Below are 11,511 nucleotides of genomic sequence, written 5' to 3'. Positions count from 1 at the left end.
TGTCGATGACGACGTTGCGGCCCTTGGGGCCGAGCGTGACCTTCACCGCGTCGGCGAGGATGTTGACGCCGCGCAGCATGCGCTCGCGAGCGTCGCGGGAGAATTTTACGTCTTTGGCAGCCATTTTTAGCTCCTGGCACGGGCTTGGATTGAGCCCGAAGATTTAAATGAGGGTGAGGCCGATATTCAGCCGATGATGCCCATGATGTCGGATTCCTTCATGATCAGAAGGTCTTCGCCATTGAGCTTGACTTCGGTGCCCGACCACTTGCCGAACAGGATGCGGTCACCGGCCTTGACGTCCAGCGGGACGAGCTTGCCGGCTTCGTCGCGGGCGCCGGAACCGACGGCGATGATCTCGCCTTCCTGCGGCTTTTCCTTAGCCGTGTCGGGGATGATGATCCCGCCCGCGGTCTTGGATTCGGATTCGACCCGACGAACGACCACGCGGTCATGAAGCGGGCGGAACTTCGACTTTGCCATTTTTTATTCCTCGATGAGAATGGTGAGAACAGTTCCTCCGTCCGGCGGCGCCGGACATGTGGTTAGCACTCATCTTGGGGGAGTGCTAACGTGGCGCTGAAATAGGCTGGCAACTCGCGCGAGTCAAGGCGCCCGGTGAGCATCATCAGGACAATTGCTTCAAACGGATACTTGACTAAGTCAACTAAATCGCTGATCTTGCCGGGAGGAGGATGCCATGACCATTCATCATCACCCAGGCAAGGAGCGGATCGACGCGGTGCGGGCCTTCAACCGCTTCTACACCCGCCAGATCGGGCTGCTCGACGAAGGGCTGCTGAAAAGCACCTTCTCGCTGACCGAGGCGCGAGTGCTCTATGAGCTGGCGCATCGCGATGGCCTGACCGCCACCGACCTTGGGCGCGATCTCGGCCTCGATGCCGGTTATCTCAGCCGGCTGCTGAAGAAGTTCGAGGAGCGTGATCTGGTCGAGCGCGCCACGATCGAGACGGATGCACGGCGTTCGACGATCGCGCTGACCAAGGCCGGGCGGCAGGCCTTCGCGCCGCTGAACCAGGGTTCGCACGACCAGGTCGCGGCATTGCTCGACCGGCTTCCAGTTCCCGAACAGGACAGGCTGGTCAAGGCCATGCAGACGGTACAGCGTCTGCTGGGCGGAAGCGCCGAGCCCAAAATTCCCTATATGCTGCGGCCTCTGCAAGTCGGCGACATCGGCTGGATTATCCATCGGCAGGGCCTGCTCTACGCACAGGAATATGGCTGGGACGAAACCTATGAGGCGCTGGTCGCCGAAATCCTCGGCGCATTCGTCAAATCCTTCGATCCGAAATGGGAACGCAGCTGGATCGCCGAGCGGCAAGGCGAGGTCGTCGGCTCGGTCTTCGTCGTGCGCCAGTCGGACGCGGTGGCGAAGTTGCGCCTACTCTATGTCGAGCCGTCGGCGCGCGGCCTCGGCATCGGCAAGCGGCTGGTCGAGGAATGTATCGGCTTTTGCCGCGCCACGGGTTACACGACACTGACGCTGTGGACCAACGACGTGCTCGCCGCCGCCCGCCACATCTATGAGGCTGCGGGCTTTAAATTGACCAACGAGGAGCGCCACCATTCCTTCGGCAAGGATCTGGTCGGCCAGAACTGGAATTTGGAGCTGTAGCAGCGCCGCAGAATTTCGAGCATCGGCCTGGGGCGGTCGCTCAGGTCGCAGGCTTAGTGTTTTGGTTCAAGCGAAAGAAATTGGTGGGATCATACTTGTTCTTTAGTGCGGCCAACCTCGGATAATTCTCGCCGTAAGCCGCCAGAACCCGATCAGTGCCTTCTTCGCCGAGATATTCGCATAGACGCCGCCGGTCGAGAACGGTCTCATTGCATCCCACAGGTCGCGCGCCCATCGGATGTGCGTTTCGTCGTCAGACGGATTGTCCCAGATCGATATCGGGAAGCAATCGTAAAGTGCATCTCTGTTGGCGTAGGGCGTTCCGTCCATCGGTACTCGCGAGATGGCGCCGCCAACCTGCTGCAGGACTAGAAGCGATTCGCTGGGTGCAGTCATGTAAGCCGCAAGCATGGTATCGATCGCCTGATCTGTGATTTCGCGCATGAACTGCGCCTTCCAGTAGTAGCGCCGCCCGCGCGGAAAGAGGCTGTCCCCGGCCGATTGGATTTGAAGATAGGGGACAGGAGCAATCCGGCGCTCAACTGGCGTGCCATACTCTCTCAGAGGTTGAATGATTTGCTGGCCTTCGTCGAGTGGGCCGATGTAGCACGCCGATATGCTGAAGAAGCGTTCGCCCGAGGGCGCCGTCACAAGTGCTGCATCCAGGCTCAGCTCATCCGGGGCGCCGCTCGAGAACGCACGATAGAACCGCATCGCTTCGCGTGCCTCTGCGTAGCGGTATAGCATCGATCCCGCGATGAGGAGCGGACCCACGGGATGGAGCTTGTATTCGAAGGTGGTGACTATTCCGAAATTGCCGCCGCCGCCCCGAATGCCCCAGAACAAATCTGCATTTTCGGCCGCGTTTGCCGTGAGCAACCGGCCGTCCGCCGTCACGATTTCGACAGCGACAAGGTTGTCGCAGCTCAGTCCATGTTTGCGGCCAAGCTTGCCGAACCCGCCGCCGAGTGTCAGTCCGGCTATGCCGGTATCCGCGTTGACACCCATGGTCGTCGCAAGACCATGGACCTGTGTGGCTGCGTCGAACTCGCCCAGGTTCAGGCCGGCTTCGGCGCGCGCGACACGGCGGATCGGGTCGACTTCGATCCGCTTCATGCGTGACACATCGATCACCAAGCCGCCGTCGCATACCGAACTGCCGGCGACGTTATGACCACCGCCGCGGACGGCGACGAGGAAGCCTTGCGATCGGGCGAAGTTGACGGCCGTGACGACATCGCTGGATTCGGCGCAATAGAAGACAGCCGCCGGCCTCTTATCGACCATGCCATTCCAAACTCTGCGCGCCTGGTCATAGCCAGGATCGTCCGCAAGGATCAGATCGCCGCGAATCGCCTGCCTGAGCCGGGCGATATCTGGCGCCTGCAACGTCGGCTCGGAACCGTCTATAAGCTTGAACATGCTCATCGAGGGATACCCTTCGTGATCCAGCACGGTCGGACAGGCCGCTGTCGTTCACCGGATCATAAATATCTCATGCGGCGCCATTCGCTGCAAAATCGAATATCTCAGTCGCTGGATGAGCTAAATTCATCTAAACTGCCTGGATGAGAAAACTTCCGCCGCTCGGGTCGCTTCGCGCCTTCGAAGCCGCTGCCAGGCTGATGAGCTTCAGGAAGGCCGCGACGGAACTCGGAGTGACGCCAACGGCCATCAGCCACCAGATTCGATTGCTGGAGGAGGTCTGTGGGCAACTGCTGTTCCGGCGGCGCCCACGACCGCTCGTGCTCACAGGCGTGGGCGAACGGCTATTCCCGGTAATTTGCAGCGGCTTCGACGCTTTCGCTGCGGCAATAGCATCAGCCTCGGCCGGAGTTGGCCAACGCCCGTTGCGCGTGACGAGCCCAAATGCATTTGCCAGCCGATGGCTGGTTCCGCGCCTGTCGAAGTGGCGCGAACAGCATCCGAACATTCCACTGGAGATCATCGGGACAGACGCCGTTCTGGACCTGCGAGCCGGTGACGCCGACGTCGCGATCCGCTATGCGCGCAGGATGCCGCGGGATGTTCCCGCGCAGGAAATTTTTCGGGACGCATTCTTTCCGGTATGCAGCCCGGAGCTGTTCGCAGGAGGCGACCGACAGATCGAGCGCGCCGCCGATCTGCTGCAATACCCGCTCATCCATTTCAATTGGACGAACCGCGACCCGGAAGCGCCGACTTGGCAACGATGGCTGACGATCGCACGCTCGATCGATCCCAGCATCCCCAATGCCAACCAGGCATGGGACCTAAGCTTCCGCGAAGAGCTGCACGCGATTGACGCGGTAGCGGCAGGCCAAGGTATCGCTATCTGCAGCGATGTGGTCGTCAGTGGCGAACTCGAGGCTGGCAGGCTAGTCAAGGCACATGATCTCTGTCTGCCAGGCTATGGCTTTTACCTTGCCTGCGTAGCCAATCACCCCCGACAAGCGCATATCGAAGCGTTTTCCGCCTGGATGAGATCGATAGTCTGAGCATCTGAACGCCGATCTTCTGCATGCTCGTCACAAGCGCCCGGCGTAATAAATTGCTAACCACGATCGCCCTGCACCGACTGCCATGCACACTCGCCGGCTTCTGGCACAATCCGGCTCCTTGAATTATGAGCACGCTTATTATATATGTCGCTCATGGTTTCCGACGGCATCGACAGATTGGGCTTTTTGATCCACGACGTGCAGCGCCTGATGCGCAAGCGCTTCGAGGCGCGCGCCAGTGGTTTCGGCCTTTCTTCGGCGCAATGGCGGCTTCTGGTACGTGTCGCCAAGGAGGCGGGTGTCGCGCAGGCGCGGCTTGCCGAGCTTCTCGAAATCGAGCCGATCAGCGTCTCGCGTCTTGTCGATCGCATGGAGGAGGGCGGCTGGATCGAGCGCCGTCCCGACGCAACCGACAGACGAGTGCGCATGATTTTCCCGACCGCCAAGGCGGACGCGGCCTACACCCATGTCAAGAGCCTTGCCGGCGAGGTTTATGAGGAATCGCTCGTTGGCGTTTCGCCGGAAGATCGCCGCGTCCTGGTCAGGGCGCTGGAGACAATGGTGCAGAATCTTGCAGATGGTGAGACGCCGCCCTCGGAAAAAGTGAAGAATACGGAAGGCGCAGCAGCATGAACGCGGTAGCCAAACTAGATGAGAATGCGGCCAAGCTGGAGATGGAAGCTCCCGCGAAGCCGGCGGCAGCTCCGGTAACAGTCGCTCCGCAAATAGCTCCGGCGCCGGTGGCGCTGAAGAAGAAGCGCCGTGCCGGCCGTTTCCTTTTGATGTTTGTGCTGCCCGCTGCGTTGATCGCCGGCGGCAGCTATGTCTGGGTGACCGGCGGCCGCTATCAGGAGACCGAGAACGCCAATCTGCAGCAGGCCAAGGTGTCGATAGCCGCCGATACGGCGGGCCGCATCGTTCAGGTCGACATTTTCGACAACCAGTCTGTCAAGCAGGGCGGCGTGTTGTTCGCTATCGATCCCGAGCCCTACCGGATCGCATTGGCTCAGGCCGACGCGGCGGTGGCCGGCGCACGGCTCAATGTCGAGCAGCTGCGTGCGGCCTACAGCCAGGCGCTGGCGCAGGAGAAGTCCGACGAAAGCCAGGTCCAGTACGCGCAGTCGCAATATGACCGCGCCGCCGACCTTGCCCGCAAGGGCATCAACGCCAAGTCGTCTCTGGACGAAGCCAAGAACGACCTCGACAAGGCGAAGCAGCAGCTGGCCGTGGCCCAGCAAGGGATCGTCAGCGCCAAGGCGGCACTTGGCGGCAGTCCCGACATCGAGACCGACAAGCATCCAACGGTAATGGCGGCGCTCGCCGCACGCGACAAGGCGGCCTACGATCTGGTCCAGACCACGGTCAAGGCACCTGCCGACGGCATCATCAGCCAGGCCGCTTCGTTCAAGGTCGGCCAGTATGTCGGTTCGGGCACGCCGCTGTTTTCGCTGGTCGAGACCGGCGACACCTGGGTCGACGCCAATTTCAAGGAAACCCAGCTCACCAACATGAAGCCGGGCCAGAAGGCCGAAATCGTGGTCGATACCTATCCGGGCAAGACGTTCGAAGCCACCGTCAAGGCGATCGGCGCCGGCACCGGGGCCGAGTTCTCGCTGCTGCCCGCGCAGAACGCCACCGGCAACTGGGTCAAGGTCACGCAGCGCATTCCGGTCCGCCTGGAATTGGCCGATGCCGACGCCAAGACGGCGCTGCGCACCGGCATGAGCGCGACGGTCACGGTGGACACCGGCGTTTCCCGCGGGCTGCCGAACATTTTCCGCCGCGCCACGGCAGGCGAGGCGAGGTAAAGAGGCCTGGTAGCGGCCGCATAGCAAACAGCGAGATGGATGCAGGATTGGTCCGAGGGAGGCGCAGGAAAAGTTGAATGCGTGGACGGGCTGCGCTGTAGCCTGCCTGAGCAGACAACGCCGCGCAGGATCTTCGGTCCTCAGGTTTCCGGGCGGCAGGCGCCCGCTTTGTCGAGACGCTCAGTCGATGTAACCCCCACATCGATGCTCGCGTCCCACCGCGATGAGGGTCTCTCTACAGCGAGGGCCTCGCCGTCCGGAAACCTAATGTACACGTTTTTGTTACCTGCTGGAAGTTTTAGCTCATGAGCAGCCCAGAACCCTTTCGCGAAGTACCGCACCGCGGCCTGATCACAGTTGCGCTCATGCTTGCGACGATCATGCAGGCGCTCGACACGACGATCGCCAACGTTGCGCTGCCGACCATGACCGGCGATCTCGGCGCCTCCCCCGACAACATCAACTGGGTGCTGACCTCCTACATCGTTGCCGCGGCGATCATGACGCCGGTGACCGGCTGGCTTGCCGACCGCTTCGGCCGCAAGGAGCTGTTCCTGACGGCCGTGGTCGGTTTCACCGTCTTTTCAATGCTGTGCGGCATCGCCTGGAGCCTTGAGACCATCGTTTTGTTCCGGCTCATGCAAGGCGTGTTCGGCGCGGCCATCGTGCCGCTGTCACAGACCTTCCTGCTCGACATCAACCCTAGGGAACGCCACGGCCAGGCCATGGCCATCTGGGGCGCCGGCATCATGCTGGGACCAATCCTTGGCCCGACGCTGGGTGGCTGGCTGACCGAGAATTTCAATTGGCGCTGGGTGTTCTTCATCAACCTGCCGGTCGGCATCATCGCCTTCCTTGGCATGGCCGCATATCTTCCCAGCGTCGCCCGTCGCGTGCGCAGCTTCGATTTCTTCGGCTTCACCATGCTCTCGCTCGGTGTCGGCGCGCTGCAGCTGATGCTCGATCGCGGCGGCGAGGTCGACTGGTTTTCCTCGATCGAGATATGGATCGAGCTTGGTCTTTCCATCACCGGCTTCTGGGTATTCACCATACATACGTTGACGGCGGAGCACCCCTTTATCGACCCCAAGATCTTCCTCGACCGCAATTTCGTCACCGGGCTGGCGTTCATCTTTGTCATGGGCGTGCTCATCCTGGCGAGCATGTCGCTGCTGCCGCCAATGCTGTCGACCATCTTCGGCTATCCGACCCTCACCATCGGCGTCGTCCTGGGGCCGCGCGGTGTCGGCACGATGATCGCGATGCTGTTCGTCGGGCGGATCATGCACAGGATCGATGCCAGGATCCTCGTCGTCATTGGCTTCCTGCTGACCGCGCAATCGCTCTACACGATGTCGAGCTTTTCGCCGCAGATGGACAACTGGCTTATCCTCAGTTCCGGCGTCATCCAGGGCCTTGGAATGGGAATGGTGTTCGTGCCGCTGTCCACCGTGGCTTTCGCCACGCTCGACGCACGTTTCCGCACCGATGCAACGGCGCTGTTCAGCCTGGTGCGCAATCTTGGCTCGTCGATCGGCGTATCGGTGGTGACGGTTCTGCTGGTACGCAACACGCAGATCAACCACGCCGAGCTCTCGGCCTATATCAATCCGTTCAACCCCAACCTCTGGGCGGCATCGCCGGCAGCGGCGGGCGGCGATCCGACGGCGCTGTCGCTGATGGATCGCATGGTCAATATCCAGGCGATGATGATCTCCTACGTCAATGACTTCAAGCTGTTGATGATGATGACGCTGCTTGCTGTCCCCTTTGTTTTCCTGCTGCGCAAGCCAAAGGCGGCGCCGCCCGCCGGTGGGGCGCCTGCCGCGCATATGGACTAAGTTCTCACGGCTCCGGCACCGCGACCGGCTCACGGCTTCCGTTGCCTGTGCCGGTAGCGTCGGCGTTGAGCCAGGTTCACCTGCCATTAGTATATCCGGACCAATATGCAGTCGCTTTTGGGTTGAAGGCGAGCCTCCTTTGCTTGCCTCAAGCATCAGCGGGAGGAATTGTGTTTGGCCACGAAGTCATCCAGGCAAACCGCCGGCGCGCCCGAATCCGCAAATTTGACGACGCTGGCACAACTGGCGACTGCCTCATATGAGGCCCTCGAGCGCGAGCTTCGCGCCACGATTGCGGCACTTCAGGACCAGGCACTGCGGTTCCAGACCGCGATAGAGAACATCTCGCAAGGCATCTGTTTCTTTGATGCCGATGAACGGCTGATCCTGTGCAATCGACGCTATGCGGAAATCTATCGCCTTGCACCGGAGCAATTGCAGCCGGGTGCGGCGCTGCGCGAAATCGTCGAGCGGCGCGTCGCTGTCGGAACCTCGGCAATGAATGCGGACGCTTATCTGGCGTTGGCCCGGGCAGTCAATTCGGGCACGGCTTCGGGGAACTGGACAGCCGAGCTCGCCGATGGCCGGACAATTCAGGTCTGCCATCAGCCGATGCCTGACGGCGGCTGGGTGGCCACGCATGAGGACATCAGCGAGCTCAGCGCCAACCGCTTGGTCGTCGACGAGCGTATCTCCTTGCAGACGCTGATCGACCTGGTGCCTGACTACATGTGGGTGAAGGACACCGAAAGCCGCTTCGTCGTCGCCAACCGAGCCATTGCGTCCGACAGCGGTCGAGACAGCACGAGCGACATGATCGGTCTGAGCGACTTCGACCTTCACGCGCCGGATCTTGCGCAGAAATTTCGCCTCATCGAGCAGCAACTGATGCGCGACGGACAACCGATGATCGACGAGGAGGAGTTCGTCGTCGATGCGTCAGGCACCGGCAAATGGTTCCTGTCTACGAAACTGCCGTTGCGCAACGTTCAGAACAACATTTTCGGCCTCGTCGGCATTGCCCGCGACATCACTGCGCGCAAGCAGGCCGAAATCCTTCGCGACGGGCAGGCGCATATCCTCGAGATGATCGCAAAGAGCGCTCCCCTCGAAGACGTGCTCGAGCGGCTCATGCGTCTGGTCGAGTCCCAACTGGCGGGGATATTCGGTTCGGTCTTGCTGCTCGACAAGGATGGCAGCCACTTGCGCCACGCCGCCGCGCCGAGCCTGGCGAGAGACTACACCGACGCCGTCGACGGCGCCGCGGTAGGCCCAAGGGCAGGGTCTTGCGGTACCGCAGTCTATCGGCGCGAGCCGGTGATTGTCGCTGACATCATGCAGGATCCGCTTTGGCAGGACTATCGCGAACTCGCGCGGCCACACGGTTTGCGTTCATGCTGGTCGACGCCGATCCTGTCGCATCAGGGCGCCGTGCTCGGCGTTTTTGCGATGTATTCTATGACGGTGCGCGAACCGACCGAGGCCGAGACTCGCCTCATCGATTTCACCACGCGCATCGCCGGGATCGCCATCGAACGCAAACAGGCCGAAGACCGGATCCACTTCATGGCCAATCATGACGTGCTGACCGGGCTTCCCAATCGCGCCTTGTTGGAGGACCGGCTTTCACAGGCGCTCTTGTACGCCCAGCGATACGATCGCTGGGTGACAGTGGTGTTCATCGATCTGGACAATTTCAAATTCGTCAACGACACGCTCGGCCACAATGCCGGCGACGAGCTCCTGAAGATCGTCGCAAGTCGCATGGTCGACTGCGTCCGGGCGACCGATACCGTCGTGCGACTTGGCGGCGACGAATTCGTCGTCGTGCTTTTCGACCAGCCGGCGAACGTCGATCTCGTTTCCGAGACCTTGCAAAAGCTCAGGGCTGCACTCGCCGAGCCGGTTCAGCTCGGAGCGCATCTTGTGCGGGCGACGGCCAGTATCGGCATTGCCAACTATCCCAAGGATGGAATGGATCCCGATACGCTGCTGGCAAATGCCGATGCGGCCATGTATCGCGCCAAGGAGTTCGGCCGCGATAATTTCCAGTTTTACGCTCCCGAGTTCAACACCAGGGCGCATGAAAAATTCGTGCTTCAGGAAGAGTTGCGAAACGCCTTGGCGCGTTCGGAATTCACGCTGCTCTACCAACCGCAGGTGGACCTTCGGTCAGGTCGGGTTTTTGCGGTCGAGGCGCTGATACGCTGGAACCACCCAACGCTTGGCACGGTAATGCCGACGATGTTCATCCCGACCGCCGAGGAGACAGGTCTGATCGTACCGATCGGCGACTGGGTCCTGCATGAGGCGTGCCGGCAGAACAAAGCCTGGCAAGACGCAGGACTGCCGCCCTTGACCGTTTGCGTGAATGTGTCGGCGCGGCAATTCAGGGAGCGCAACCTGATCGATCGCATCGTCAGCGCGCTGAAGGACAGCGGCCTGGAGGCCAGGTATCTCGAGCTGGAGTTGACCGAGAGCCTTATCATGCAGGATATCGAGCTGGCGGTCGCCACCATGAACGCCCTGCAAAGCCTGGGTGTCCAGATCTCGATCGATGATTTCGGCACCGGCTATTCCAGCCTCAGCGCACTCAAGACCTTTCCCGTGGCGCGGCTGAAGATCGACAAGTCCTTCATCAAGGATCTCGCCGCCGACGAGAACGATCAGGCTGTGGCCAGCGCGGTGATTTCATTGGGGCAAAATCTCAACCTGAGGGTCATCGCCGAGGGCGTTGAGACAGATGATCAGGTGGCTTTCCTGCGCAGAAACAATTGCGACGAAATGCAGGGCTATCATTTCAGCAGGCCGATTTGTGCGCAGGACGTCGAGGAATTGCTCGGCGGCGGCCGCAAAGACTGACGGATCGGTCGCCAGCAGGCTTCTGCCGACCAAATGGCGGAAGTTATCTGCCGAGCACAAGGCACCAGTAGCGAAGCGTGCTGTCGCGGCCGTCGCGCACATAGGCGAGGCCGAAGCGGGTGAAGCGCGGGTCGAGCATGTTGCGGCGGTGGCCTGGCGAATGCACCCAGATATCAAACAGCTTCTGCTGGTCGAAGCGGCCTTCGGCGATGTTTTCGGCGGCAGCGCCGGCAATGCCATTGTCTTTGACGCGCGAGGCAAAGTCCTTGCCCCAGCCGGTGGTGTGGTTCATTCGGCCGCCGCGCGCCATATAGCCGGCCTGCTGCAGCGCCGCCTGCTCGAGCGGCGCATCGGGGACAAGCGGCCCGAGACCCGCCGAAGCGCGGATGCCGGCCAGCGTGCCGGCGGCGGAAGCAGAGACGCCGGCGCTATCGCCGATTGGCAGCACGGCGGTTGCGCAGGCGGTGAGCCCGGCAATGGCGCCAAGGCCGGCAGCTCTGAGCAGCACGCGCCTGCTTAGGCTTGGTTGGGCCTCATAATTTTCGATTTTCGTAACGGTCATGCCCGCCTGACATAACCGCGATGATGGCTTTTGCCGGGCAGGGCGGTGAAAATGCGTGATGAATGGTTTCGACGCGATGACACTTTGTCGGATTGATTTCACCGCTCAATCGAAACAGGCCTGCTCGGATGGCAGCATTCGCCCAGACGGCTGTTCGGGCTCGATACTCCCAGGAGCTCGATACCCAGTCAGGCCTTCACGGACAGAGAGCTTCTTTTTCCCCACCTTTGCGGCTTCACTAGAGCGTCGGACGTTCAGTTTGAATCGCGAGGGATTGAACGAAGCCGCTGACGCGTCATTTGGTGCGTGGGTTTGCGGATGA

The 11,511-nt window shown here is 61.3% G+C and carries 11 protein-coding genes; 7 read left to right on the top strand and 4 right to left on the bottom strand.

The window, feature by feature from the left end; translation table 11 throughout:
• Positions 1-186 precede the first annotated feature (186 nt).
• Positions 187-483 carry a co-chaperone GroES gene (groES, locus tag NKJ20_RS33210; protein ID WP_006203049.1) on the bottom strand — a complete coding sequence of 99 codons (297 nt, stop codon included), beginning with the start codon at positions 481-483 and terminating at the stop codon, positions 187-189.
• Positions 484-700: 217 nt separating this feature from the next.
• Between groES and NKJ20_RS33205 the strand changes: the two genes are divergently transcribed.
• Positions 701-1,636: a bifunctional helix-turn-helix transcriptional regulator/GNAT family N-acetyltransferase gene (locus NKJ20_RS33205; protein ID WP_352503383.1), complete on the top strand. Its 936-nt coding sequence runs from the start codon at positions 701-703 to the stop codon at positions 1,634-1,636.
• A gap of 40 nt (positions 1,637-1,676) precedes the next feature.
• On the opposite strand, the gene NKJ20_RS33200 is transcribed toward NKJ20_RS33205, so the two are convergent.
• A complete protein-coding gene (locus NKJ20_RS33200) occupies positions 1,677-1,751 on the bottom strand; it encodes a BBE domain-containing protein (protein ID WP_352749820.1) in 75 nt (24 codons plus the stop codon).
• Positions 1,739-2,923, bottom strand: coding sequence for an FAD-binding oxidoreductase (locus NKJ20_RS33195; RefSeq protein ID WP_352749818.1), 1,185 nt, complete (start codon positions 2,921-2,923; stop codon positions 1,739-1,741). Before NKJ20_RS33195 ends, NKJ20_RS33200 begins: the two co-directional genes overlap by 13 nt.
• On the opposite strand from NKJ20_RS33195, the gene NKJ20_RS33190 reads away from it, so the two are divergent.
• The 6 genes from NKJ20_RS33190 to NKJ20_RS33165 all read left to right on the top strand — a co-directional run bounded on the left by NKJ20_RS33190 (position 2,807) and on the right by NKJ20_RS33165 (position 10,627).
• Entirely contained in the window at positions 2,807-3,208 is a 402-nt protein-coding gene (locus NKJ20_RS33190) for a hypothetical protein (RefSeq protein WP_352749822.1), read from the top strand. The genes NKJ20_RS33195 and NKJ20_RS33190 overlap by 117 nt on opposite strands.
• Positions 3,205-4,113 carry a LysR substrate-binding domain-containing protein gene (locus tag NKJ20_RS33185; protein ID WP_352749814.1) on the top strand — a complete coding sequence of 303 codons (909 nt, stop codon included), beginning with the start codon at positions 3,205-3,207 and terminating at the stop codon, positions 4,111-4,113. Before NKJ20_RS33190 ends, NKJ20_RS33185 begins: the two co-directional genes overlap by 4 nt.
• 156 nt (positions 4,114-4,269) lie before the next feature.
• Positions 4,270-4,749 carry a MarR family winged helix-turn-helix transcriptional regulator gene (locus NKJ20_RS33180; protein WP_352749816.1) on the top strand — a complete coding sequence of 160 codons (480 nt, stop codon included), beginning with the start codon at positions 4,270-4,272 and terminating at the stop codon, positions 4,747-4,749.
• Positions 4,746-5,924: an HlyD family secretion protein gene (locus NKJ20_RS33175; RefSeq protein ID WP_352749812.1), complete on the top strand. Its 1,179-nt coding sequence runs from the start codon at positions 4,746-4,748 to the stop codon at positions 5,922-5,924. The genes NKJ20_RS33180 and NKJ20_RS33175 overlap by 4 nt, the downstream gene beginning before the upstream one ends.
• 305 nt (positions 5,925-6,229) lie before the next feature.
• Complete coding sequence (locus tag NKJ20_RS33170) at positions 6,230-7,765, top strand: DHA2 family efflux MFS transporter permease subunit (RefSeq protein WP_023674328.1); 1,536 nt, start codon at positions 6,230-6,232, stop codon at positions 7,763-7,765.
• Between the two features lie 174 nt (positions 7,766-7,939).
• On the top strand, positions 7,940-10,627 hold the full coding sequence (locus tag NKJ20_RS33165; RefSeq protein WP_352749811.1) for an EAL domain-containing protein: 2,688 nt from the start codon (positions 7,940-7,942) through the stop codon (positions 10,625-10,627).
• Positions 10,628-10,670: 43 nt separating this feature from the next.
• On the opposite strand, the gene NKJ20_RS33160 is transcribed toward NKJ20_RS33165, so the two are convergent.
• Positions 10,671-11,189: a CAP domain-containing protein gene (locus tag NKJ20_RS33160; RefSeq protein WP_352749810.1), complete on the bottom strand. Its 519-nt coding sequence runs from the start codon at positions 11,187-11,189 to the stop codon at positions 10,671-10,673.
• Positions 11,190-11,511: the final 322 nt, after the last annotated feature.

This window comes from Mesorhizobium sp. M0185 (assembly GCF_040322175.1).
Lineage (GTDB): Bacteria > Pseudomonadota > Alphaproteobacteria > Rhizobiales > Rhizobiaceae > Mesorhizobium.
Note: the sequence above shows the minus strand (reverse complement) of the source record. Positions and strands in the feature narration are given on the sequence as shown.